The organism is Nocardia tenerifensis NBRC 101015 (assembly GCF_000308715.1).
Lineage (GTDB): Bacteria > Actinomycetota > Actinomycetes > Mycobacteriales > Mycobacteriaceae > Nocardia > Nocardia tenerifensis.
Map to the genome: position 1 here is coordinate 14,665 of NZ_BAGH01000597.1, position 24,540 is coordinate 39,204.

Here is a 24,540-nt window from a genome sequence, read left to right on the forward strand (position 1 = left end):
CCGGCAGGCGGGTGCGAGACGGTGGCGGTGCCGGTGTCGACCGGTGGGAATCTGATCGGGCAACTGTGCGGGCCAGTCACCCGGACCGACACGGTGCTGGTGCTGGTGGCTGGGTCAGCGGCGAACCGGAGCTATTGGGATTTCCCGTATCAGCGCGAGCGGTACAGCTTCCAGCTGGCCATGGCACGTGCCGGTTTTGCCACGCTCGCTCTCGATCGGCCGGGCAACGGTCTGGCGCTCGGTCCGATTTCCGGTGCCACGCCCGGCAACCAGCCCCCGGCCGCGACCACCGCGACCGCTGACGCGCAGGGAGTCCACGAGGTGGTCCAGGCGCTGCGCCACGGGACCACCGATCACCAGTATCGGCGCGTCGTCCTCGCCGGCAATGCGGTTGGCTCCGGCGTCTCGGTGCTGGAGGCCTCGACTTATCACGACGTCGACGGCATGTTGCTGACCGGGTACTCCCACAGCATCGACCCACCGGTCGCGATCCAGGCGCTGCCGGACTTCCGCCCGGCGGCCGCGGTCGAGCCCTTCGCCGGGCGCGGCTTCGGGCCCGGCTGGTTCACGCTGGAATTCACCAGCGACTACGCCAAACGCTGGTACTTCGGCCCGGACGTCGATCCGGAGGTCGTCGACACGGCGCAAGCGACGCGCGATGTGTTCTCGATCGCCGAATGGCCCGACGGGCTCACCGCCACCCTTCCCGGGCCCACCAGCCGGATCACCGTACCGGTGCTGATCACCGCCGGCAGCGAGGACCGCCTCGGCTGCGGAACCGTCTGCCAGGATTCAGCCACACTCCACGCCGCCGAGGCCCCCTATTTCGCCCCGGCGGCACAACTTCAGACCTATGTCCAACCCCGCGCCGGGAACATGTCCTTGCTCGCGCCCAATGCCGACGAACTGCACCACGTGGTCATCGACTGGATGAACGCCACCGTGCCCGAGTAAGGGGTGTAGGCGGTGGCTCCTACTTCTGTGGCAGGGCCGCACCGCCCGGCAGCGTCGCGTGCTGCGGTGAGGTGTAGTCGACCTGCGCCTTGTAGTACGACCCGTCCGGGCCGTAGGCGATATACACCGTGCTTCCATGCTCGCCTGGCCCCACGACCGGGGCATCGGCGACGAATCTCTTCAGCGAGACGCTGATAACAGGCCGTCTTCTGATCTCGCCGCCATCGAGCGGACTCGGATCTCATGTCCCACAGCCGCCCGATCGCCAGCCCCACGATCCCCGTCAGTGCTGCCAGTAGGGCGGCGCTCATAATCCCCCCATCGCCAGACTGATCAACTAGCTGCCCGGACAGGCTCCATTGTATGGAGTCTGTCCGGGAATACGAGTGGCTATCCGGCTGGTCGTGGTGGAGCTGGATCGCGCTGTTCGAGAGGGCCCACCGGGAATCCGGCGGCCGCGCGTCCCCGTGAGCCTCGATGGCTCCGTCGCGTTGGCGTAGTAGTCTTCCGGCCGACTGCCGACGTTTCGAGGAGTTGCCCTGATGGCTGATCGCCACCTGATCGACGTCCATATCCTGCTCGTCGACGGCGATCGTCTGCTGCTGACGCAGCGGGGCGGGAGCGACGCGTTCTCGGGACGCTGGCATCTCCCCTCGGGCAAGCTCGACGCGGCTGAGCCGGTCACCGCGGCGGCCGCGCGCGAAGCCTACGAAGAGGTCGGGGTGGTGATCGATCCGGCTGATCTGCGTGTGGTCCACGTGACGCATGTGGCGGGGTCCGGGCCTGAGCCTCGGCTGGGGTTGTTCCTGCACGCGCGGCGGTGGCACGGCGAGCCGACGAATCGGGAGCCCGACAAGTGCAGCGGTCTGCGCTGGGTGCGGCTCGATGAGGTGGACGAGCTGGATGTGATCGAGTACCCAGCCGTGGGTATCCGCGCCTACCTCGACGGCGATGCGGTGGCGTTCAGCGAGCACGGCTGGGTACCGGTGGCGGTTTAGGCGTGTAGGCGGGCGTACTGGGTGCGGGACAGAGTGCTCAGTTTGTCGCGCAGGTAGCTGATCGGGGCGTCGGAGAGCTGGATCCCGACAGAGAAGTTGAATTCGTCGCGGCCGTACATGGTTTCGTCGACGCCGCCGGCGGTCAGGTCGACCGGTGCGTAGTCGAGCAGCTGGGCGGGTGTGTAGCGGCCGGTGGCCATCAGCCGCGCCCATTCCGGGGTGCCGGGGTAGGGACGGAACTCGAAGACGCTGGCGCGGAACCGCCCCGGCCGGTGATCGCTCGCCTCCCACAGCCGGTGTATCAGGGCGTCGGTGTCGTCCATCTGCTGCGTGGTTTCACCGGGAAAGCCCAGGATGAAATAGCCTTTGACGCTGATGTCGCGGTCGAGTAGCCGCTCGACCACCCGCACCGCCATGCCGGGGGTGATCCGTTTGTCGATGTAGGCCAGCATCTGCTCGTTGCCGGACTCGACACCGAGCGCGACTTCCCGTAATCCGTTGTCGGCGAGGGTGTTCAGGGTGGCGTCGGTGGCTCGGTCGAGGACGTTGATGCGGCCGGTGGCGTCCCAGCACGCCCACTCGCCCACTCGCTCGGCACTGAACCCGCCCATCATCGTCTCGATCACCCGTCGTGCGCCGAGGAACAGATCGTCGACGAACCGGAACGCGGTCACGTCCTGGTCCTCGCGTAGCTGGCACATCTCGGCGATGATGTTGTCGGGCTTGCGGGTTCGGATCGTGACGTCGGGGTTCGCCGACACCGCGGCGCCGCAGAACGAACAGTTGTAGGGGCAGCCCCGCGCGCCGACCATGTTCGCCTCCCACCGGGCCGACTCGACATGCGGGTCCTGGCACAGGTAGCGGCGGTCGACGAAGGGCAGCTCGTCGACCGGCGGGGCCAGATGGTGACCCATGCCCGGCATGCCGCCGGTCACCGGCGTTTTCAGCACCGGGTCCAGCCACATCACGGCCGGAAGCTGCGCGCGGGCACGGTGGTCAGCGAGCAGCTCGACCACGCGCGTCTCGGCCTCGCCGAGGACCAGGGCAGCGCAGCGGCTCATCCGCGGGTCGGTGAGGATCTGGGTCGGCATCGCCTTGGCCTGGTGCCCGCCGAGCATGAGCCGGATATCGGGTGCCAGGCCGGCGGCGATCGTCGCCGAGATCTCATAGGTCGGCGCCAGCAGGTTCATGCCCGCCCAGCGCGGCCGTGCGGCGTTGACGATATCGACCGTCTGCTGAATACCGAGGCCGAGAGCTTCGGCATCGAGCACGCCGATGTTGTAGCCGTGGGCGGCGGCGTAGGTGGCGATATAGGCCATGCCCAGCACCGGCAGAGTGAAGTCGTTCACGCGCGGACGCAGCGAATAGTCGCGCAGCGGCGCGTTGATCATCACCATGTCGAGGCTGTGGCGCGGGTCGGCTCCCACGATCAGGTCATGACGTGGAGCGAGCGGGTTTTCCATGGCTGATCCCCCATGCGAGTGTCAAAAGTGTCCACGTGGACAGATGGTCTCCGGCGATCTGTTCCCACGCGGTCTTGAACGCCGACGGCGACTCGGGCCACTTCCGGTCCGGATTCAAGGCGCGCGCCCAGGTTTGAACAGCGAGGTCGGTGTACGGGTAGAGCGCGAAATCGCCGGTATGGTCGGCCAAGGCCGCCTTGGCGGTCCACGGCCCGATCCGCGGCACCCGCTGCAACAGAGGCACCAGATCGACGGCGTCGGTCTCGTTCCATTTCTCGCCGTGGTCGAGGTAGGCGCGGGCGGCCGCACGTAACGCCGGCATCGGGAACGCGGCCCCGACGCGCCGGAAATCGTTGTCGGACAAGGCGAGAATCCGCTCGGGGCTGGGGAACAGCCACGCCGTGAGTCCGTCGCGGCTCGCTGGCTGGCCGTAGGCGGTGCAGAAGCGGATGTAGCGGTCGCGGGCGTGACCGGCCTGGATCACCTGCCGCATGATCGCGGTCGCGAGCGCGTCCCACAATGATGGATTGGCGACACGGATCACCGTGCCAGCGGCCCGCAGCGGTGCCACCAGATCCTCCGGGCCCGCCAACGCGCACGACGGAATGACGGTCGCGCACCGAGTTCGGCTTTTCTCGCCACCGGGATGGATCTGGAGGTCACGGGCACCGTCACCGGCAGCGGGGAAGGCGAGCGTGAACAACACAGCGTCGTCGCCGCTGGGCAGAGCGCGGTAGACGACTCTGTCCTCGGTGCGCTGCCAGCCGAGATGGTCGGTCATGATCGTGCAGGTCATGCATGTCTCCCTTCGGTTTTCGGATCATTCGGCGCGTTGCCGAGCAGTGGAACGATCAGCTCGGCAACGGCAACGGCAGTCTCGCGCGGTGAGAGCCGCGTGCAGTCGATGACATGGACCGGCCACCCCCTCGAGCGCAGATCCTCGGCGACCGAATCGAACACTGCCAGCTCGCGGGCGGCGAAGTCGGTGGCACGCTCGAACCGGTTGTGCGCGCCGCGAGCACGCACCCGCTCGCTGATCACGTCCGGGTCCGCGCGCAGCACCACCGCGACCTCGGGCACCCGCACACCAGTGTTCAACGCCCACACCGTCTCCGGCGCCACGCCGTCGAGCACTTGTAACGTCAGCGACGAAGGTAGATACCGGTCACACAGCACCACCCGGCCCGCCGCCAGTTCCGGCTCGATCTCGACGGCCTGCTGATGATGCCGGTCCCCCGCGACCAGACACGCCAACGCCATCCCCCGATAGGTGTCGGTCGCCGAGCGGATATGGGAACCCAGCTCGCTCGCACTCGGCTGACGCGTGCTGTGCACAGCCACACCCAGCCCGCGCAGGTACTCCGCCGTCTCCGCCACCGCGGTCGACTTGCCGGTGCCCCCGGCCCCATCGATGGTGACCAAGACGCCGGAGTTCGCCGCACGCGGTGCAGCGCCACCGCTCTCCCCCGCGCCCGGTCCGCCGGAGCAGTCGTCGTCGAACCACCGCAGCCGCCATAATCCGGCCATGGCACCCAGCAGTACGACGGTGTGCCAGAGCCCGAAAGGCAGCGCACTCAGCCATGACGCCACCTCGTCCCACTGCGGACCGAGCGCACGCTTGCCCCGGTCCCGATCGTTCATGATCGGCTCCCGCGAACCGAGCCCGCACGCATGGGTGAAAGCGAAGCGAGGTGGTCGATGTAGTTGTGGCCCTTGCGCTCCCATCGCGACGCCTTCGGCCCGACTCGCTGTCGCTGCCATGAGGTGATGGAGCAATTGGCGGCCGGCGCGGTGACATAGGCCAGCGAGTGCAGCGCCCGATACAGGTACTGTTCGATCCCGAGGATCGATTCCCGGTGACACACCAGCACGACGGTTTGCCCGTCGTGGTGGCTCCGGGTGATCCGCTCGAAGTTCGCACCGAGCCGAGCAACCCAGGACGACCACGGCTCGGCGCCGGGGGCGATCGGCCGGTCGGGAGTCAGCGCGATCGGCGGATCATGGCTGGCCAGCACCCTCATCCACGGCTGGCCCTCCGCGGCACCGTAATACGGTGCGGCAAGTTTGCGCAGCACCGGGAGCCCGTACGCCCGCGCGATCGGCTCCGCGGTCTGCACGGCTCGTCGCAGTGGAGTGCTGTAGACCGCGACGATCCTGCCTGCTTCTTCGGTGGCGAGGTGTTCGGCCACGGCCTGGGCCTGGGCATGGCCGAGTCGACTCAAACCTTGGCACGTGCGCTGGCCTGCCACCACGTCCTTGACGTTGGCCACCGACTCGCCATGGCGCACGAGCAGCACCCGCAACCCACGTCTGCCCTGCTGCTGTTGGGGCCGCTCGAATTGATCGCTCACTCTCGTCCCTTTCGGAGGAGGGCCGGGTCGGCGGCCGTCGTCCACTTCGTGATGCCCTCGCGCAGTTCCGCGACTCTCGTCCATCCGAGGCCGGGGATGGCGAGTAGCTGCTTGTCGGTTTTCTGAGCGAGGTCGACCATGTGGCGGATGCCGTTGCGCAGCAGAGTGTTTTTCGTATATGGAGGCATCCAGTCGAATTCGTGGGCTGGTGCTGCGATGTCGCGTTCGTGGAGCGCCTTTTTGATAGTCGCTGCGGCCTGGATGAGGTCCGGGTCGGTGGCCGGTGACATGGGACGGAATCCTTGGACGACGCTCTGACCCTCGCGGGGCGGGCCGCTGATCCAGGTGCGGCCGCGCAGCAGGCGCCGGTAGTCCGCGCACGCGACGACCACAGCGCGGCGGGCGTTGGTCAGCCAGGCGTCGACCTTCGCGCGCTCGGTCTGGTCGCCGGGTCGCAGACCCTCGGCGAAATACCGCGCGGCGAGTCGGTACTCCCACCACGCGCGCGCGACAGCGTCGATGACCCGCCCGTAGGGGTTGCCGTACCGGCGGGCCGCAGCGTCGATGCAATTGATGAGGTGCGCGCGCCCGCCCGTGGTGATGTCGGCGATCCCGATCTCCCCCAGCACCACCGAGCCTTCGTACTGGTAATCGTCGTCGGTGTAGACGATGTCGGGGTTGGTGTAGTCGTCGATGCGCGCGAGCATGAGAGCGGCGCACAGGACGCTCCTGGCCGGGTGGCGTTCCGGGATGACCCCGGCCATCGCATCCAGCAGCTCGCGCGTAGTCGGCAGCGGCGGAAGGTGATCCCGCTTGGCGGGGACGGTTTCGGTCTCGTGGGTCACGGTCTCTCTTTCGGTGAGTTGGTGGTGTCGGCGGTCAGGGTTTGCGTGCGAGGCCGACGTAGCAGGGCAGGTCGCTGGACTTACGTTTCCGGGTTTTGCGTGGCTTCTTGCCGGGGGTGGCGGTCCATTGGCCGACGGGCACGACACCGGGAGGCAATAGGTCGAGCCCCTGGAACAGCGCGGCGAATTCGGCGTGGCTGCGATTGACGAACGCCACCCCGTTGACGCGGAACGCTTCTTCGAGTTCATGCCGGGACCGGGCCGCGGTGCGGGTACTGGCCCGGTCGGTGAGGCTGGCGAGCAGCAGGAACGAACCCGGTGCGAGATGAGCGCGCAGAATGCTCAACATCGAGTGCGGGTCGCCGGGGGGCATGTACTCGAGCACCGAAACCAGCGACACCGCCACCGGATGCGCGAAGTCCAGCAGGGTGGTTGCCTGCTTGAGTATCTGGGCCGGGTCGGTGAAATCGCCGTGCAGATACGTCGCATCGGGCGGGCTATCGAGCAGGGCGCGCGCGTAGGTGGCGATTAGTGGGTCGTAGTCGGCGTAGACGACCGTGGCCTCTGGGTCGACTCGTGTCGCGACCTCGTGGAGATACGGTGTCGGCGGCAGTCCGACGCCCAGGTCCAAGAATTGCGATATCTGGTGTTCGCGGATGAGGTGTTTGGTGGTGTGGAATTGCCACGCTCGCGCGGCCGCCGCTGCTGCGGCCAGAACACCGGAATCGTCAATCGACTCTGCCACATCGCGGTCGACCCAGTAGTAGTCCTTGCCGCCGTGCCAGAGGTTGTGTACGCGCGCCATGCTCACCGAGCGCGAGTCGTAGCAGACCCCGGTCTGCTTGTCCCGCAACAGATGGTTCTCGTCCACATACACGGGCGATCCGCTCGCCAGCCAGCTATCGGATGCCTCGGCGTCCTCGTCGTCTTCGTTGACGTTCGATTCGCTCACGAGGCCGGCGTCGTGTGCGCGGGCCGTACGGCGTTGTCGACCCGGCGCCGGATCTCCGCGCGCAGTGGCGCAGACAACTCGCGGTATTCCTCGAGCTGGGGCTGGCTCGGCAAGGTCGTCACCTTCGCGCCGCATCGGACGCTGAGCAGATGCACCGTCCCGGTATCGCGCATGAACCACCGCGCCGACTCATCACCGAGAGAGGTTGACTGTATCCCGATCATGCCGAATTCCTCTGGTGTGCAGCATTTTTCCGGACCGTGCCGCAGATGGGGCGGACGCCGACTCCGGCCCATGCGCACGCGGCGGGGTGGTTGGCGTGGGAGTGGGCGGCCAAGACGCCGTCGACGACCGCCACCAGCTGCCCGCAGAACAGTCCCGGACAGCGCGCCTTGGCTACCGCGCCGTGGGAATCCAGGCGGAACCAACCGCAGTGAGCGGTCGTGATCCACGGCCCGGCGCCCTGATCAATAGTGGGTATAGGCGCCGACGGATTCCGCTGGCGCGCAGGCGGATTCGCGTTCGGGGCCTTCATGGGCTCGTCTCGCTTTCTGCCGCTTCGCCCGTCGTGCTGGAGGTTCGCACTCGGGGCAACCATCCTGGCTGCCCGTCCAGCCAGACCGCCGGCTCATCGATGACACCGACTTCGATCCGGTTCCAGACCTGCCACCACTGAACCTCGTATTGGGCGGCGATGGTGCCGATGGTCACGGTGTGCAGACACGCGGGGCGCGGAAATAGGCCGAACTCGAGCTGTTTCCAGTACTGCGCGCACGGCAGCGACCAACCCCCCCGACGGCCGACCATGATGTCGGGAGAAGGCATCCGCCCGCCCGTCTTCCACAACCGGAGCAATTTCGTATAGGGCTGACCGGTCACCTCCGCCACCTGGGGCAAGGTGAGAAACGAGCGGACACCCTTGTCTTTGACGCGCGGCCACGGACGCATTACGCCCACTCCCCGATACCGAAAGCCTGAGCAGCGCTCGTGTAGGCCGCGGGCTTCTCGCAGAGCGCCCAGGTTTGGGCCCAGCTCCGGCCACACCGTTCGATCACCGCCTCGAGCACAAGCATGTGTGCCTCGATGGGCATATCGATCACATCGAGGACGACGACGGGCCCATATCCCACACCCCACACGTCCTGATGGGGCTGATTGACCCAGCGGCCACCGAAGCGGCGCCGGAACACCTCGCCGAGATAGCTCGCGATGTCCTCAACAGTCCGGCGGTGATCGAGGTGAAGAAAAGCCTTCACGTTCGGGAGAAGCGCCAGCGTGGCACGCTCGGCGGCGGCCAAACCTTCCGGGCCCCAGGGGTTTTCGATGCCGTGAAGCATCGTGTCCCGCACATGGTCGGCGCGCTCGGTGACACACTCACACCACGCCAGCCAGCGCGGATCGTCCTGAGGCGCTGGCTGCTGGGCCAGCCACTCGTCCACCTGCTCCGGCGACCCGCACACCACCGCCCGCCCGCCGCGCGGGGCGTACAGCTCCCACACATCATCGGCCGTGGCCGTGTGCTTGCGTCGCAGGCCGTACCCGGCGCGCACAGCGCGGCGATGGCGCTCGAACGTGCTGGTCGCGGTTCGACTCAATGTGCATCCTCCTGGATGAATTCGTGGGTTTCTTGGGGGTTCATCGACTTCGGCTGTGGCTCAGCATGGTGCGCGACAGCGCGACGGCTTTGATGGCAGCGGTGCTCGCGATGGCTGCACTCGATAGCGGGCCCTCGGCGTATCCGGTGCACATCGTGATCAGCACTCCGATCGAGATCACCTGGATCAGCAGAGAGGCGGTGAACAGCACCCGCCACACCTGCGCGCAGGCGGTGGTGTGGTTCACCGCGGCCGGGTTGTCGGTCACGCGCTCCTCCGTGGCCGGATCGCCACATAGGGCGAGTCCTGGATCCGCGCGGCGATCAGCAGTCCGCTATCCCATCTCATCGACATGACGTGCAGGCGCGGGTCGGCGCGCAGTTCGCGCACGAGCTGGTCGACGCGGGCTTGCTCGCCGGGTTCCCAGCTGGTCTGCTGCATTAGGTCATCGACGACATAGAGACCGCCGGGGGCCAGCAGATCCACGACGGGGCCGAGGGGGTGAGCGCAATCGGCGAAGATCAGATCGAACAGTGGTCCGTCATAGGTATCGATATAGGTCTGAGCGTCGATGCAGTGCACGGTGGCTCTGGTGTCGTCGCGCAGGACGTGGCGGGCTCGCGCGGAACTCACCGAATCCCACTCGACGGTGTGCAGGCAGGCGTCCGGATTCATGCCGTCGAGCAGCCAGGCGGCTGCGACGCCGGCGCCGGTGCCGAGCTCGAGGATCACCCCGCCCGGTTTGGTGGCGGCCAGCATTCGCAGCATCGCCCCGATGCGATTGGTGCATGAACACTGGTAATCAGCAGCCGCGGCCGCCAGGTGGGCGGCCTGCACTCGTGGGGGTATGTCGTCCAGCGACAGCTCATCGATCATCATCGTCGGGTTCCTCCTGCACAGCCGTTGTGAATATCGTTGTGGTGATGCGCTTTTCGCGGTGGGCGATGCGGTGCACGTCGGCGAACGCTTCGTCGATGGCCTTCCGCTTGTCGCACCAGCTGCCGCATGTCATGTGGTGCGGCGCGGCACGCGCGGCCTCGGTGCGAGTCAATGGCCGCGGTGGTGTGTCGTGGGAGAGGCGTTGCTTGATGTCGTCGACGCGCAGCTCTGATGAGCGTTGCGGGTCATGCTGTGGCGCTAGGAGTAGCCACACCAGTACCACCATGGCCACCGATAGCAGTGGCGCGAGGAGGTAGCCGGTCTCCGGTGGAAGCGCCATGTCACAGCCCCAGCCGATCGGTGCGCGGCGGCCAGCAGGGTTGACCGTGGATGAGATAGTCGACGAGATCGCCCCAGTCGGTAGCGATTTCGCTCGTATGAGTCCATGCAGTGTGTCTGGTCTCGTCCGTCACGCCGTCGTCGGTGAGCAATAGCCGCTCACCTGCGACATGGGCCTCGGCGAACTCGTCGACGAATGCTCCCACCGACTCCGTGAAACTGGCCGGGGGCCGGACATGGGTCTGTACCCAACCGTCGATCAGCTCGATCAGCGCACGCCGGCGATCATCGATCGCCTCGCCACGGGCCGCGTCCACCGTACGCAGCCGGTGCAGCTGCGCGAGGGCTTGCGCCCACCGGGTCAGCAGGTGATCGCCGGGCCGGTGCCCCAGCTCGCCACGGAAAGCAGCGAATACCTCATGCCAGTCGGGCATCGACGGTCGCGGAGATGAGCCGACCTCGCCGGGCAGCGTCGCGCTGATGCCTGTCGGTTCGATTGCACCACCGTGCCGGGGCATCGCTCGGCCTAGTCCGCGGCGTTCCGATGGCCAGACCGTACTCGTCGGCGCGGGACGTCATCGGTGCGATCCGCAACGCCGCCGAGGTTGCTGTGCAATGCCCGAACCTCTCCCTGGAAATCAACGGTAGGCAGCACCCGGCACCGGGGACGGTTCAGTGACGCGGGCTCGGTGTCCCAGAGGGGAGAGAGAGGGTCGCGGAGCTCTCCGAGGATTGGGCCACACAGCTGTACCGCGTCGGCGGGGTGTCACGTCATCCATCGAAGGTGATGACGATAAACCCGACACCGGGTGCTGCTGTGATCAGCCTCACGGGTACGCCCCTGGCCTTTCAATGTCGTAGCCCTGCCTCTTCTCGGTCTTTTCCCGGTCTTTTCCGAGTCGGTCGCTGGTAGCAGCGTTATTCGGCGATACCGTGAGTTCACCCCCGCGCGAGCTGTGAGGTGAACGATGGACACCCCCCCACCCCGAACCGTGCTCGAATCGCTGGTCCGCAAAAGTGAGCGGAACGTAGCCGAATGGTGCGCACACTTCGACGCAACCGCACTCGAGCTGCGAGAAGACACCAAATTGTCCGAACGGCAGCTACGTCGCTGGATGGCTGGCGATGTGTCGGACGCGCGAACACCGTCACGACGCGTCGCGCGGCAAGTGTGGAAACTGGCTTTTGAGACTCTCGTAGCTCCACCGGAATCGGTGGAGTCGCTGGAGCCGGTTCCCTCCACGCTCGATGTGCTAGATCAGGAGATAGCGATGTCCACCGAAGATTCCGCGCGCTGGCTCAAGCGCGGCGCCGGCGGGGTCGACGACCTTGTGCTCGACCAGCTACACGCCGAGGTGGCCACCCGCGCCACCGACTACCTCACCAAGCCACCTATCGAGGTGATCCCCAAACTCACCGCGATGCAACGCGAGGTATTCGACCTGATCGACGCTCGCCAGCGACCACGCGCCCTCCAGGATCTCTACCTCATCGCAGGCCAAGTCAGTGCCCTCATCGCCCACGCCTGCGCCGATCTCGGACGGCCCTACGACGCGGAGACACACGCCCGAACAGCATGGCTCGCAGCAGATTTCGCCGAAGATCAGCACCTGGGCGCCTACGTGCGCTGGGTACAGGGCAACGTCGCCTACTGGGGCGGTGGCTACGCACGCGCAGCCCAATACGCCAAAGCTGGGCTGGCGGACATGACCAACGATTCCACGCGGCTGCGGCTGTCGAGCCAACTCGCGCGCGCCGAAGCCGCCCGCGGCGACGGACGCGCCGCGCTGGCAGCCCTCGACATCGCCTTGGACGCGCTCGAGCGAGTCCAGCCGAGCTCGGCCGAGCCGGGTGTGATGTTCTTCGACCCCGGCAAGGCGCGCTACTACGCCGCCGAAGTACATCTGGCATTGGGTGGATCCCAGCACAATCGACTCGCCCTCGAGCAGGCCGACACCGCCCTCGAGGTCTTCACCGCCGACGCGCCGAAGGAGTTCGTTGCGGCCGCCGAACTCGACGCCGCCCAAGCCCACCTCGGGCTCGGCGACATCGAGGCCGCGGCCTCGCGGGTCGACCAGGTACTCGCCCTGCCGGTCGAACTGCGCACTACACCCATCATCGAACGCGTCACCAAGGCGGCAGGACTGTTCGCTGCTGTAGCCGATCGCGCGCGAACGACCCGCGAACTCAGCGAGCGCATTAGCGTGTTCACCACCTACACCGCACAGCGAGAACGACATAACAAGGAGTGACGTGCCCGCAACCCAGGTCGCCGTCTGTGGTCCTCGGAACTGCACCGAGACCGACGCCACCAACGCGAGGGAAGTAGGCAGACTCCTCGCCGAAGCGGGAATCACAGTGCTGTGCGGCGGCGGTACCGGCGTTATGGCCGCCGTCGCCGAAGGCGCATCCGCAGCCGGCGGCCTGGTGATCGGCATACGTCCCGACTCCGACCGCGAACGCGTATGCCATGGACTGTCCGCGGTGTTGTACACGAACATGGGCGAAGCGCGCAACGCCATCATCATCTGGTCGGCCGACGCGGTGATCGTGATCGGCGGATCCTGGGGCACACTCTCAGAGCTGGCCCTGGCCAACCGGCGCGGCGGCGTCCCCGTAATCTCCTTGGGCGGCTGGCAGATTCAAGATGCGGCCGGAAACCCTGTGACAGCAGCGATCGAGGCGCCAGACCCGAAGTCCGCCGTACACGCAGTACTGGACACCATCGGATGACCAGCAGTGGCACTCCTTAAGGCCACGAACGGGTTCGGGCCGAAAGCTGCTCGCTGTGCCGGATAGCAGCATGATCTGATGTTCGCTGGCAAGCCTGATCACCGTGTTCGGCTGCGGTCGGTGACGACGGAGGTTCCGTTGGGGCCGTTGACGATTGCGGTGCCGCCCATTCGATTGACCATGACCATGGCGTCGTGCATCGCGGCGGACTGGAGGAATTCGGCGTCGCTCGTGGCGGTGGTGGGTGAGGCGTTCTCTGGTGGGGTTTCCTTGCTGCCCAGTAGTTCCCGGTTTATCTCCTTCTGGCGTTCCCGGAGTACGTCGAGCCGGTCGGCGTGCTCGAACGGTCGGCCGAGTCGTTGTTCGGAGCGTTCGCGTTCGGTGTTTTCGGTGGCGAGACGTTCTGTGGCGACTTCGAGTCGTTTGTCCAGGCCGTTGATGGCATTTTCCAGTCGGAGCATCAGGCCGGTGCCGCCTTTTTCGAGGGTTTTTCGGTCGAAGGTGACGTAGATGTCGTCGCCGATGTCGGAGAACACTACCGAGACCAGGGCGTCGCGTCCGGTGGGGACGTTGCGGGCGTCGAGGGTGAAGCCCGCGATCTCGGCGACGCCTTGGTCGGAGAATCCCTTCCATACCGCGCGCTTGTCGGCGACGAGTTTGGACAGCCGGGCGGCCAGGGCGTCGCCGGCGTCGCCGCGGTGGTCGAAGTAGCGGCCGCTGACCTTGGCGGCGAAGGCGTCGCCCTTGGTCGGTTTGCGGTGCTCGATCGCGCGGGTGTAGGCGTCGATCTCGGCTTCCAGCTTGGGGATCGCGTCGTTGGCGTCGCGGATGCGGATCTGCAGCATGGACTGGCTGCGCTGGTGGGCGCGGCGTAGGCGTTCGAGTTTGGTGACTTCGATGTCGATTTCGGCTTTCTCCAGCACCAGCGGGTTGCCGCTGGCGATGGCGAGGGCTTCGTTGGCGTTGAGGGCCGCGTCGCCGATGTCGTCGATTTCTCTGGTGTTCAGCGTGCCTTTCATGAACTGGTTGACCATGGCGGCCTTTCTGGACTGGGCCGCCCACATCCTGGCGTCGAAGGTGCCTTCGGTGACGACCCGCGCGACCGCGATCTCCTCGTTCTGGTTGCCCTGGCGGATGCCGCGGCCGTCGCGTTGTTCGATGTCGGCGGGCCGCCAGGGGCAGTCGACGTGGACCATGGCGGCCATGCGGTCCTGGATGTTCACCCCGACGCCCATTTTCGAGGTGGAGCCGAACAGGAATTGGACGCTGCCGTTGCGGGCCTTGGTGAACAGCGCCGCTTTGCCCTTGTCGTTCTTGGCGTCGTGGATGTAAGCGAACAGCTCCGGCGGGGCGCCGCGCGCGATGAGCTTGGCCTTGAGTTCGTCGTAGGCGTTCCAGTCGTCGGCGGGGGTGCCCAGGTCGCAGAACGCGACGACGAGCCCGCCGCGGCGGGGATGGGGTTGGCCGTCGCGGCCGAGGTAGACCCGCTCTTTGGCGGCCTGCCATTTCTCGAACATCCAGTCCGCCGCGGCCTCGAGCTTGAGACCGAACTGATCCTCGTCGATTTTCTCCTGCGATTCGTGGCCAGAGCGAGCGGCGTAGAGCGCGACATACCTCGCGGTGGACGGACTCGGGGATTTCGCGTGGAGGTATCCGGCGATAGCGGCCCCCTCCTCGGCGTCCAGCGGGAGGCTGCCCTGTACGTCTGCGGCGGTCGCGGTGAGTCCCAGCGACCTGACAAGACGCAGGTCCAGGGCGGCGGCGCGGCCGTCGGAGGAGATCTTGAGCATGTTGTCGCGGGTCGGGTCGACCGCGCGGGACTTCACCTTCTCGGCGCGGTCTCCGAGTTCTCGGACGTAGGCGAGCTGGGTGTCGGTGGCCGGGACCGAGACGACTTCCGGGGCGCGTTGGCCGTCGGCGCGGCGGGCGAGCTTGGGCACCGGGAGCTTCAGATCTTCGGGCAGTTTCACATCGGCGGCGACGTGGAAGATCCGTTGCAGTTCGGGCACGTTGCGGAAGCCCACGAGCCGGGTTTTGAGGTTCCAGGAGTTGCCGTCGACCGACATCTCCAGTTCGGTTTTGGTTTTGCCGAAGGTGGCTGCCCACTCGTCGAAGTTGCGGATGCCCGCGTCTTCGAGCAGGTCCGGGCGTAGGTAGCGTTGTACGACGTAGGCCTCGGTGATCGAGTTCGCCAGCGGGGTGGCCGTGGCGCCGGTGAGGGCGCGCCCGTTGTGCTTGTCGCGCAGGTACTCCACCACCATGTGCAGCTTCTGGGCCCGCTGGCTGCCCGCGATGGCGGCGGACTCGATCTGGGTGTCGGTGGCCAGGTTCTTGAAATCGTGCAGTTCGTCGCAGACCAGGTAGTCGATGCCGGTCTGCTCGAAGGTGATGCCGGGATCGGTCGGGCCGCCGAGCTTCTTTTTGAGCTTCTCCTCGGATTTGAGGATGGCGTCTTCGATGCGTTTGATGGTCGTGCGTTTGGCGCCGCTGGTCATCAGTTCCGACAGGTAGGCGCGTCGGGGTTCGATCTCGCGGTCGAAGTACCAGTGTGCGGTTTCGCGGCTGACTTCGAGCCGCTGGAAGCTGCCGCGGGTGAGGATGATCGCGTCCCAGTCCCCGGTGGCCGCGCGGGCGACGAATTGGCGTCGCTTCTCCCCGGCCAGGTCCTCGGTGCCGGCGGCGAGCAGGCGCGCTTGGGGGTAGGCCTGGAGGAATTCGCGGGCGAACTGGTCGAGCATGGAGTTGGGCACCATGATCGCCGGTTTGCGGACCAGCCCGAGTCGTTTGAGTTCCATGACGCCCATGGCCATCTCGAGGGTTTTGCCCGCGCCGACGGCGTGGAAGAGCCCGACGTTGGGTTCGGCGATCATTCGGGCGACCGCGGCGCGCTGGTGCGGGCGGGGGGTGAACACCCGCGACAGGCCGGGCAGGCTGAGCATCTTGCCGTCGGCGTCGTAGTTGCGCAGGACCAGGTTGTTGAAGCGGCGGTTGTACTCCTCGCTGAGCCGGGAGGCGCGGACCGGGTTCTCCCACACCCATTCGGAGAAGCGTTCGTTGAGCTGTTCGGCCTTGTCGTTGGCCGCTTCGGTCTCGGTGGGGTTGGGGATGCGGGCCTCACCGTTCTCGTCGGGGTCGTAGACCCGGATCGGGGCCTGGCGCAGCAGGGCTTGGGCGAGTTTGGGTGCGGGGACGCGGGCGGTGCCGAATTCCTGGGTCGACAGGATGCCGCGGCGGCCGCCGGTGACCTTCCACTCCCCGGTTCTGGGGTGCTCGACGGTGATGGTGTCGTCGTTGAGGATCTCGTTGAGGAAGGCCTGCACGTCGGCGGCCTCGATCCATACCGCGCCGAGGCGGGCGTCGATCTCGGCGGGTCCGAGATCGGGCGGCAGGACCTCGATCAGCGCGGTGACGTTGTCGCTGTAGGTCTCCGGGTTCTCGGCCGCGGCCGCGCGGGCTTGGTCGAGTTTGAGCCGTACGTTGCCCGACAGGTACTCCGGTGCCGGGACGAACTGGCCGCCGTCGGCGGGGTCGGGGTAGATCAGGCCGCGGCATTGGAGCCGGGCTTGGTCGTCGTCGACGCCGAGCAGGCTCGCGATGACCGGCAGGTCGATATGGCCGTGGGTGTCCAGGCAGATCGCCACCGCGTCCTCGGCGGTGTCGGCGCCCAGGCGCGGGCTGCGCGGCGCGACGACGCGCTGGCGCATGATCGCCATCTTCACCGCGGTGTCGGTGGTGGCGTCGTAGTCCTCGAGCGCCAGCACGACCGGGGCGTGGGGGTCGTCGCGGAACAGCCGCATCACCGCGGGCCGGCGTACCGACATCACCGGTTCGCCGGACTCGTCGACGCGTCCGGTCGGATGCCACGAGCAGCGGTTGATCGGCCCGTAGCGGGCGGTGTAGCGGTCATAGCACTGGTTGAGCTGGGCGCGCAGGGCCTCGATCTGGTCGGAGTCCTCGGCGGTGGCGGCCTCGTTCTCAAGCAGCGACACCGCCGTGTCTCGCAGCCCCAGCAGGGCACGTAGTTCCTCGGCCTGGGTGTTCGGGACGGTCAATGTGCTGTAGGTGCCGTCGGCGTGCAGCGCCTCGAACCCGCTGGGCGTGGTGCGCAGGTGCCCGGGGAACTGGTTCGGATCCCCCGGTGCGGCCGCCGCCGCGCGCCGCTCGCCGCTGACCAGCTCACGTGGCTCGTGAGCTAGCCCCTCGGCCAGGGCGCGATCGGCGATACGGTCTAGCGCGACCCGCAGTTGCTGTTGGAGGTCGCCGCGGTCGAGTACCTCGACCGCCAGGCCGCCGTAGATGCTGGTGCCCGCCCGCAGCGCGCCGAGCACCATCTCCGGGTTGTTGACGAAGTACTCGTTGACCAGGACCGGGGAGGTCTCCCCCAGTCCGCGGGTGAGGGGAAGCTCGGTATTGACCGCCAGCTCGAACGGTCCCCGTAGCTGGCGGGCCTCGCCGTCGCGGCGGCGCAGGATGAGGATGTCGGTGAGCACGTCGGTGCCCGCGACCTTGCGATGTGTGCCGTTGGGCAGCCGGATCGCGCCGAGAAAGTCAGCGCGGGCGGCGATTTCGCGCCGGGCGGCGGGATTTTTGTTGTCCATCGTGTACGAGCTGGTCACCACCGCCACGACACCGCCGGGTTTGACCAGTGCCAGCGATTTGAGCGCCTGCCCCGCAGCCGGGTTCGAGGATCCGCCCGGCGTTCAGACCCAGACTCTGCAGATGGGCCCACATCGCCTCCACGATCATCGGGTCGGTGTAGTGGGCGTTGATGACGGTGCGGTTGGCCTGCTTCCAGCCGTCCTCACCGATCAGGGTGCGCAGCGTCTCGGCGTCGGCGCGGAACTCCTCACGGTCGGCGTCGAAGATCTGCGACACCGCACCCCAGGATGTCCACTTCGCCAGCGTTTCCCGCTCGGCGGGAGTCGGGGCGCGGTTATCGCGTTCGAGCAGCTGCACGGTCTGGATCGCCGCGAGGTTGGCCGCAACACGCCGCCGGGGCGACTGCGGAATCTCCACCTGCGGTGCGGGAAGCCGCTCGTCGAGGCGGAATCCCGCACTCGCGGGCGCGACCGTGCTGGCCGGTTCCGGCTCGGCGGTGACCGTCGCGAGGTCGGGCTCGTCGGCGGGCGCCGCCGTGGGCTGGTCCGGCGTTGCTGGTGCGGCCACGGGCGCTTCCCGCTCGGCGGGAGTCGGGGCGGGGTCTTGTGCGGCTGTCGAGGCCGGTGTCGTCGACACCGGTGATATCGAATCCTGTTCTGCCTGTGTGGGTTCCAGGGACGGCGGCGTCGATTGATCGGTTCGCGGTGTCGCCTCGGCGGGCCCGGGATCCGTGGCCGTGGTGTCGGGTGTGGTGGTTGTCCCGGTCTCGGTGAAGGCCAGGCCGAGCTGGGTCAGCGACGCACGCAGGTAGCCCACGCGCCGGGTGCGTGTGTCGAAGGCGGTGGCCCGGCGCTGGTACCAGAACTTCTGCTGGCGCGACCACTGGAACTTCGCGTCGTGCAAGGCCTGGCGGAGCGCGAGGTTGTTCTTGTCGGTGTTCCGGACCAGCGTGGCTTCGGCGGTGTGCTCGATGAGGATGGGCGAAGCGGCCGCCGGAACCTCCACGGCGACAGCGGATTCCCGCTGATCACCGGGGGATGAGGATGTGAGGGGATCGGCCTCGGTACCGAGTTCTTCGGGTGAGGCGCCGCGCTCGGGGACGGGGTGCTCGGCCAGATGAGTGCGAAGGCGGGGCAGGACCTCGCGTGTGGGGAGCGCTTCGGTGATCGGCTCGGACTCCTCGCCGGAGCCGGGGCGAACTATCCACTCCAACCCCGCAGATCCGCGCGTGCGTTCGAGGGAGAATGTGCGGTCCCCGACGCGGATATGGGCCCGGCGGCCGACGACTCCCTCGAAGCGTTCCTGGGGCCCGGTCAGGCCGAGCTCATCGACGATGTGCGCCAGCTGGTCGACGCGAGAATGCATACCGGCGTAGGTGCTGGCCTCGAAAGGGTTGATGAGCCGGGCTCGGTCGAGAAGATCGTGGGCCTGAGCGAAGTGTCCCGTGCGCATGTGCTCGGCGGCCGCGTTGACCATCGGTTCGGTGAGGTCGGTGCGCTGTTGCTGGCGGGCCTCGACCGTGGCGGGGGTTTCGTCGTAGAGGTCGGGGTGGGCCCGCAGGTAGCACTCCACCCACAGCCAGGTCGGGGCGAACCGCTCGCCCTCCGACAGCGATTTGAGCGGCCCTTCGGTCAGGTAGCGGGGTGCGGTGCCGGGGTTGAAGATCTCCTGCGGGCGGCTGTAGCCGCCGTAGGCGTAGGCCTCGTCCTCGAGCGTGCAGCGCATCGTCGCCAGTTCGACCGGGGTGAACAGCGCGTCGGCCTGCGCCAGACGCTCGGCGACGGTGGCGCTGGTCGCCATTCCGACGTGGCGGGTGGCGATCCACGAGCCGGTGCCGTCCGCGGCCTCGCCGCGGTGGACTTCCCAGGTCTGCAAACCGTCGATCAGGTAGTGCCGCCCGCCGGCGGCGACGAGGGTGCCGGTGGCCGGGGCGGGCTCTACTGCTGACGGTGTGCCCTCGCGGCGTCCTGGCGCTCCAGGATCTGCGCCAGCTGCTCGCGTTTCTGCGCCTCGGTCAGCTCCTCGTGGTCGGCCAGCATCCAGTTCACCTCCTCGACCAGATGCGGGTACCGGCGATCCCACTCGATCGCCTCCGGGCTGCCCGGCTCCATGTCCATCCGTTGATCCACCGCGCGTTCCTCCTGCTGCATCACCAGCAGGTCGCGCTCGGTCGCGCTCGGCGCCGGATCGTCCTCGATCTCCGGCGGCATCACGTACAGCAGCTCCGCCAGCGCCGCCTCCAGCGCTTGGGCGCGCACCGTGTTCAGAGTCCCCACCCGTTCGAGGAAGTCCTGCCCCGGTGTCGTCGCCTCGGCGGCGAGCCTGGTCACGATCTGCTCCACGCGCTGGCTGATCTGCTCGGCCAGCTGCTGGAAGTGGCTCTCCGGGTCCTCCAGGGCCGCGGTCGTGTGGGGCAGCTGGGTCGAGTAGTACGTCCTGACCTGGTCGATGATCATCACGCTCGTTGTCCTTCCGGTTGTCCACGGTCGAGGGCGTCGGGTCCGGATCGCCCCATAGAGCCTCCAGGCTGAGTTGGCCTTCGCTGTGCATTCTTCGCATTCGCCGCGCCATGGTCGCCTCCTTCGTGTCGGCGGCGGGGCGGCGATCTCACCGGCCCCGAGGGTTCGGTTGTCTCTGATGTATCGAAAACATCTGTTCGGTGACCTTCACCCGAGACGGTTGCCGCAGGTACCTCGGCACGCTCTAATGTATCTAATGCTGCGAGAAGTTCGAAAGGCTGCATCGCGCACGATGCCCGGCCGGGGTTCTCGATCCATTAGAGGTAGACGAACCTTTAGATACAGTGGAGCCCTGCGGGTGCGGCCGGAAACCCGGTCGCGCGGCCCGCGACGCCGTCAAGAAGGAAGGAAAGAACCTGTGGCCGACACACAGTCCGACACGGCGGGGGGGCGTCTATGGAGCAGGGTGAACTTCTCATGCAGTGACGAGGTCTGGTCCGCGGCCAAGAAGACCTGGCAGGCCCAGATTCGCCGCTACCCCACGTGGACGAGCTGGCTCGAAGCCGCCTTCGTCGAGAAGACCGCGCGCAAACGCGCGGAGCTGGGGATGACCGAGTTCGACCCCGCCCCCGACCGCCTCCCGCCGGGCCGGCGTTTCACGCCGGAGCAGGCGGGCACCCGGCCCCGGCGCGCGTTCAGCTGCGACGTGCGGATATGGGACGACGCACGCGGAGCCTGGTGGGCCGAGGCCGAGCGCTACTCGGCGTGGTCGGACTGGGCCGAGGAAGCCGTGCAGGAAAAGATCGACCGCGACCGGGTCGCCGGCGCGGCCGAGGCCACCGACACGCTCACCTCGAAGACACCATGAGGAGAAAGGAATAGCGGATGACCAGACAGGATTCGGCTGCGCCGGTCCCCGCCCCGTGGAGCACGCAGACCGTGCCCTACGCACTGCGCGACGGCGACGGGACCGGGCCGCAAGGCACGGCGGTGCCCCGCGGCCGGGCACGAGACCGGCGGGGATGGCGCCACCCGGGAACCGATCTGGCCGCGGCGGTGGCCACGGGCGCGCGTGACTGGCGGCGTGACACCGTGCGCCCGGCGCCGGGCTCGGGCTGGCGGCGGGCGCTGTATTTGGTGTCGGGCAAGGCGCTGAATCCGGGGCAGAGCCCGGCCGAGGTCGCCGCCCGCGCACTCGACCGTCGTCTGCGTACCGCGATCGAGTCCGATTTCCGGATCGGTTTCGTGCAGCTCAAGGGCGGTTCCGGCAAGACGACGACCACGATGGGGGTCGGGAACGCCTTCGCGGCGTGCCGCAGCGAGGGCGTGCTCGCCTTCGATGTCAACCCCGACCGGGGCAATCTGGCACGCCGGACCTCGGCACGCAGCGAGGCCTCGGCGCTGACCCTGCTGGCCGGTCCGCGTCCACGCCGGGTGCACGACGTGCGCGCCCATACCCAGCTGACCCCGGCTGGCCTGGAAATTCTCGCCTCGGCGGCCGACCCGGCGACCGCCGACAGCTTCGCCGCCCACGACTATCGCCAGCTGCTCGAGCTGGCCGGTGACTACTTTTCGCTGATGCTCGCCGACTGCGGAACCGGCATCACCCACCCGGCGACACAGGCCGTCCTCGCCGAAGCCGACGCCCTGGTGATCCCGCTCGACGCCAAGAAGGACTCCGCCGACGAGGCGGTGGCCACGGTGGAGTACCTGTATCACGCCTACGCCAAGGACCCCGTGACCGGAGCGCCGCTGCTCGACGAGCGGGGCGAACGCCGCTGGCTCTACCGCAGCCTGCTCTCGCGGGCGGTCGTGGTGATCTCCCACCAGCACCCGGGGCGCCGGATGTTCGACACGACCGCGGCGACCCACTGGTTCAACCAATGGGTCCACGCCGTGCGCGAGATCCCCTACGACCGCCACCTCGACGAGGGCGGGGCCATCGACCCGCAGCTGCTGCACCCGCGCACGCGACAGGCCTACCGAGAACTGGCCGCCGCCCTGGCCGGGCTGTTCCCGCTGAAGTACTCCCCCACCTCCGGCCTGCGGCCCGCCGGATAGCCCACCCGAGACGCCGAACTCGGAGAACCCGATGACACAGTCGATGTTTTAGATACACTCGAACCATTAACTTCACTGGTGGCTATCGGTGTCGCACCGGAAATCCGGTACCGCCCTCGGCGACCACCCCATCGACAGGAAGGAGTCGGCCATGGTCGACACACCCGCGAGCGGGCGCAAGCCCGAGGACCCGTTGACCGCCGCGGTGACAGACCTCGTCGCCGCTTGGCGCGCGGACAACCCGACAGCGACGTCCCTGCCCCGTTCGCTGCGCCGGGAGATCTCCGGAGTGATCCGCACCAACACCCGCGCACAGGCCCTCGACGCCGCGATCACCCGGGCACGGGTGGAGCTCGAGATCCTGCATCATCAGAAAGCCGTGGTGTCGCTGGGGATCAAGCCCGACAGCACCGACCAGGACGACCCGGCCTACACCGCGTGGTCGCGCAAGAACACCGCACTGTCGGAGGCCGCACGGGCGCTCGAACGCCGCATCCACGAACTGCCGCACCTGAGCGCCACCGATCGGGGACAGGCGGTGCGCGCGCTCGAGCGCGCGCACCTGGTGCCGTCCTCGGTGGCCGGCGTGCGATGGGAGGCATCCGGCAGGCTCGAGGCCCTGCGGGCCCGGGTGACCGAGAAACTCTCCGCGATTCGCCTGGGCGTGACCTCGCTGACCGGTCCGGTCCGCCGCTTCGGGGAGTTCTGGCTCGCCCAGCGCCAAGCCAGCCGGCCCGAGGACCGTACCGAGCAGGCCCGCCGGGACTGGCTGACTCCGGGCCAGGCCGCCGCGCTGGCCGAATTGAGTACGGCGGCACAGAGTTACGAGACCGCCGCGCAGCAGGCGCGCGCCGCCACCGACGCGCAGACCGATCTGGCCGCGAAGCTGAGCGAGTTCCAGACCGCGTTCACCCGCACCCAGCAGATGGGCGTGTCCTCCGAGCGCATCAACGCAGAACTGCGCACCGCGCACACCGAACTGGAGGCCGCAGGCCAGCACCCGCAGAGCCGGTGGGCCAAGCTCCAGGCCGCCGCCCGCGCTAGCGCACCGCTCACCCCGCCGCCCGCCGCCGCGGCGAGCACCGGGGCCTTCGCCTTCGGCGCGACACCCGCCTCCCCGGCCACGCCCTTGTCCGCCACCGCCCGCCGAACCCGGTGAGGCGCACCTTCCATCAGCATGAGGAGAATCCGATGTCCGAGCCCGTCCACTCCCCTGACCACAAGCCCCCCGACCCGATCGAGGTCACGGCCCGCTACCTGGAAGCAGTGCTCGACCAAGCCCTCAGCGCCGCGAACGAGACGACCTACCTCGACGTCGACGCGAACGGGGCACTCGTGCAGATCGGCCCCGACGACACCACCGCCGAGGCGGCGGTACGCGCCGAGGAGAAGCTCACCCAGTATCTGCACGACCACCGCACCAAGCTCGGCGAAGACCAGCACTGGCGCGCCTACTACAACGGGTTCGATCGCGCCGAGCAGACCGACCGCGTCGACGCGTCGGCGACAGCTACATCGGCGGAGGAGAGCGCGCCGCGAGCAGCGGTCACCGGTGGACCGGGTCGGACCGCGACCACGCCGTTCGCCTTCGGCGCGGCCCCGGCCGCCGCGGCGAAGGGCCCGGGCACCGGCGTGAGGCGAGTCCGATGACCGCGCTGGCGGGGGCCCGGATCCCGCTCGACGACCTGGTCTTCTTCGCCCGGTGCGGTATCCGGGCCGCTCGTGCCGAGCTGCGGTACTGCCGTGCGCTGCGACTCGCTCTCCTGGTCAGGGCCCACGGCGGTGGCTGGCGTCGGGTGCTGCGCACGCTGGTGGGCACCTACGACGTCACCACGGTGTGCCTGGGCGGGCACTGGTTCCTGATCGGGCCGGCCGACCCCCGCACGCTGGACCGGGCACCCGAGCGGGCGCGCTGGGCGTGGTACATCTGCGGCCCCAGCCTCGACCGGACCGTGAATCCATCGCTGAGCTGGGAAGAATCGGCTCCCGGCTTCTTGCCCCGCACAGCGCTGGCCTACTGCGGGGAATGGGCCGACGCGGTCGGCGCGGAGAGCCCGCGCAGAGCCGCATGATTGCGGCTGGTCGGCGGACCTGCGACACTGGCTTTAGATACATTCGCATCATCCGCCGACGAGTCACCGACGACGAAAGAGGAGGTCATCGCAGATGTCGATCCTGCTGGTGTACCCGGTCGTTGCCGTGCTGATCGTGGTCGTGGTGATCGTGGTGAAGGCGGCCCATCCCAAGCCCGCTGCCACGCGGGACCGTGCGCGCGCTGCGCGGGCGGCCCGGGGCGTGGCCGGCGGTGCGCT

Annotated in this window: 25 protein-coding genes; 9 read left to right on the forward strand and 16 right to left on the reverse strand. The window is 68.0% G+C overall.

Going from position 1 to position 24,540, the window contains the following annotated elements:
- The first annotated feature begins 21 nt into the window (after positions 1-21).
- Positions 22-954, forward strand: a complete 933-nt coding sequence (locus ON39_RS40555; protein ID WP_157195616.1) for an alpha/beta hydrolase — start codon at positions 22-24, stop codon at positions 952-954.
- Between the two features lie 542 nt (positions 955-1,496).
- The gene (locus ON39_RS40560; RefSeq protein WP_040742186.1) at positions 1,497-1,952 is read left to right on the forward strand and encodes an NUDIX domain-containing protein; all 456 of its coding nucleotides are present in this window, start codon (positions 1,497-1,499) and stop codon (positions 1,950-1,952) included.
- Here the strand turns inward: ON39_RS40560 and ON39_RS40565 are convergent.
- From ON39_RS40565 to ON39_RS40625, 13 genes are all read right to left on the reverse strand, one after another.
- Positions 1,949-3,415 carry a B12-binding domain-containing radical SAM protein gene (locus ON39_RS40565; protein ID WP_040742188.1) on the reverse strand — a complete coding sequence of 489 codons (1,467 nt, stop codon included), beginning with the start codon at positions 3,413-3,415 and terminating at the stop codon, positions 1,949-1,951. The two genes, ON39_RS40560 and ON39_RS40565, sit on opposite strands and share 4 nt — an antisense overlap.
- Positions 3,387-4,211, reverse strand: a complete 825-nt coding sequence (locus tag ON39_RS50290) for a DNA glycosylase family protein (protein WP_040742190.1) — start codon at positions 4,209-4,211, stop codon at positions 3,387-3,389. Before ON39_RS50290 ends, ON39_RS40565 begins: the two co-directional genes overlap by 29 nt.
- Positions 4,208-5,056: a dTMP kinase gene (gene tmk / locus ON39_RS40575; protein ID WP_211336518.1), complete on the reverse strand. Its 849-nt coding sequence runs from the start codon at positions 5,054-5,056 to the stop codon at positions 4,208-4,210. Before tmk ends, ON39_RS50290 begins: the two co-directional genes overlap by 4 nt.
- Entirely contained in the window at positions 5,053-5,766 is a 714-nt protein-coding gene (locus ON39_RS46485) for a histidine phosphatase family protein (protein WP_157195617.1), read from the reverse strand. The genes tmk and ON39_RS46485 overlap by 4 nt, the downstream gene beginning before the upstream one ends.
- Complete coding sequence (locus ON39_RS40585; RefSeq protein ID WP_040742191.1) at positions 5,763-6,611, reverse strand: hypothetical protein; 849 nt, start codon at positions 6,609-6,611, stop codon at positions 5,763-5,765. The genes ON39_RS46485 and ON39_RS40585 overlap by 4 nt, the downstream gene beginning before the upstream one ends.
- Positions 6,612-6,645: 34 nt before the next feature.
- Positions 6,646-7,563, reverse strand: coding sequence for an SAM-dependent methyltransferase (locus ON39_RS40590; RefSeq protein ID WP_051187737.1), 918 nt, complete (start codon positions 7,561-7,563; stop codon positions 6,646-6,648).
- The gene (locus tag ON39_RS49385; protein WP_040742192.1) at positions 7,560-7,787 is read right to left on the reverse strand and encodes a hypothetical protein; all 228 of its coding nucleotides are present in this window, start codon (positions 7,785-7,787) and stop codon (positions 7,560-7,562) included. Before ON39_RS49385 ends, ON39_RS40590 begins: the two co-directional genes overlap by 4 nt.
- A gap of 307 nt (positions 7,788-8,094) precedes the next feature.
- Positions 8,095-8,511 carry a hypothetical protein gene (locus ON39_RS40600; protein WP_040742193.1) on the reverse strand — a complete coding sequence of 139 codons (417 nt, stop codon included), beginning with the start codon at positions 8,509-8,511 and terminating at the stop codon, positions 8,095-8,097.
- On the reverse strand, positions 8,511-9,158 hold the full coding sequence (locus tag ON39_RS40605; RefSeq protein WP_146251426.1) for a hypothetical protein: 648 nt from the start codon (positions 9,156-9,158) through the stop codon (positions 8,511-8,513). The genes ON39_RS40600 and ON39_RS40605 overlap by 1 nt, the downstream gene beginning before the upstream one ends.
- Positions 9,159-9,198: 40 nt before the next feature.
- The gene (locus ON39_RS40610; protein WP_040742195.1) at positions 9,199-9,426 is read right to left on the reverse strand and encodes a hypothetical protein; all 228 of its coding nucleotides are present in this window, start codon (positions 9,424-9,426) and stop codon (positions 9,199-9,201) included.
- Complete coding sequence (locus ON39_RS40615) at positions 9,423-10,037, reverse strand: O-methyltransferase (RefSeq protein ID WP_051187738.1); 615 nt, start codon at positions 10,035-10,037, stop codon at positions 9,423-9,425. The genes ON39_RS40610 and ON39_RS40615 overlap by 4 nt, the downstream gene beginning before the upstream one ends.
- A complete protein-coding gene (locus tag ON39_RS40620; RefSeq protein WP_157195620.1) occupies positions 10,024-10,329 on the reverse strand; it encodes a hypothetical protein in 306 nt (101 codons plus the stop codon). The genes ON39_RS40615 and ON39_RS40620 overlap by 14 nt, the downstream gene beginning before the upstream one ends.
- 49 nt (positions 10,330-10,378) lie before the next feature.
- Complete coding sequence (locus tag ON39_RS40625) at positions 10,379-10,810, reverse strand: hypothetical protein (RefSeq protein ID WP_146251425.1); 432 nt, start codon at positions 10,808-10,810, stop codon at positions 10,379-10,381.
- 534 nt (positions 10,811-11,344) lie between these two features.
- Between ON39_RS40625 and ON39_RS40630 the strand changes: the two genes are divergently transcribed.
- The gene (locus tag ON39_RS40630) at positions 11,345-12,628 is read left to right on the forward strand and encodes an NsdA family TPR-like regulatory protein (RefSeq protein ID WP_484193330.1); all 1,284 of its coding nucleotides are present in this window, start codon (positions 11,345-11,347) and stop codon (positions 12,626-12,628) included.
- A gap of 1 nt (position 12,629) precedes the next feature.
- Positions 12,630-13,109 (forward strand): SLOG cluster 4 domain-containing protein, encoded by a 480-nt coding sequence (locus ON39_RS46490; RefSeq protein ID WP_051187740.1) that lies wholly within the window; start codon positions 12,630-12,632, stop codon positions 13,107-13,109.
- Between the two features lie 98 nt (positions 13,110-13,207).
- Here the strand turns inward: ON39_RS46490 and ON39_RS46495 are convergent, their stop codons facing one another.
- The 3 genes from ON39_RS46495 to ON39_RS40645 form a co-directional block, all read right to left on the reverse strand.
- Positions 13,208-17,725 carry a helicase-like domain-containing protein gene (locus ON39_RS46495; protein WP_146251423.1) on the reverse strand — a complete coding sequence of 1,506 codons (4,518 nt, stop codon included), beginning with the start codon at positions 17,723-17,725 and terminating at the stop codon, positions 13,208-13,210.
- A complete protein-coding gene (locus ON39_RS46500; RefSeq protein ID WP_051187742.1) occupies positions 17,658-19,583 on the reverse strand; it encodes a hypothetical protein in 1,926 nt (641 codons plus the stop codon). The genes ON39_RS46495 and ON39_RS46500 overlap by 68 nt, the downstream gene beginning before the upstream one ends.
- Before the next feature lie 62 nt (positions 19,584-19,645).
- Positions 19,646-20,164, reverse strand: coding sequence for a hypothetical protein (locus ON39_RS40645; protein WP_040742198.1), 519 nt, complete (start codon positions 20,162-20,164; stop codon positions 19,646-19,648).
- A gap of 469 nt (positions 20,165-20,633) precedes the next feature.
- On the opposite strand from ON39_RS40645, the gene ON39_RS40650 reads away from it, so the two are divergent.
- From ON39_RS40650 to ON39_RS40670, 5 genes are all read left to right on the forward strand, one after another.
- A complete protein-coding gene (locus ON39_RS40650; RefSeq protein ID WP_246003246.1) occupies positions 20,634-21,035 on the forward strand; it encodes a hypothetical protein in 402 nt (133 codons plus the stop codon).
- A 17-nt stretch (positions 21,036-21,052) separates the two neighbouring features.
- A complete protein-coding gene (locus ON39_RS40655) occupies positions 21,053-22,228 on the forward strand; it encodes a MinD/ParA family ATP-binding protein (RefSeq protein WP_110293970.1) in 1,176 nt (391 codons plus the stop codon).
- A gap of 151 nt (positions 22,229-22,379) precedes the next feature.
- Entirely contained in the window at positions 22,380-23,387 is a 1,008-nt protein-coding gene (locus ON39_RS40660; protein WP_085998349.1) for a hypothetical protein, read from the forward strand.
- Between the two features lie 32 nt (positions 23,388-23,419).
- Positions 23,420-23,878, forward strand: coding sequence for a hypothetical protein (locus ON39_RS40665; RefSeq protein ID WP_146251422.1), 459 nt, complete (start codon positions 23,420-23,422; stop codon positions 23,876-23,878).
- Positions 23,875-24,300: a hypothetical protein gene (locus ON39_RS40670; RefSeq protein WP_040742205.1), complete on the forward strand. Its 426-nt coding sequence runs from the start codon at positions 23,875-23,877 to the stop codon at positions 24,298-24,300. Before ON39_RS40665 ends, ON39_RS40670 begins: the two co-directional genes overlap by 4 nt.
- The last annotated feature ends 240 nt before the right edge of the window (positions 24,301-24,540 follow it).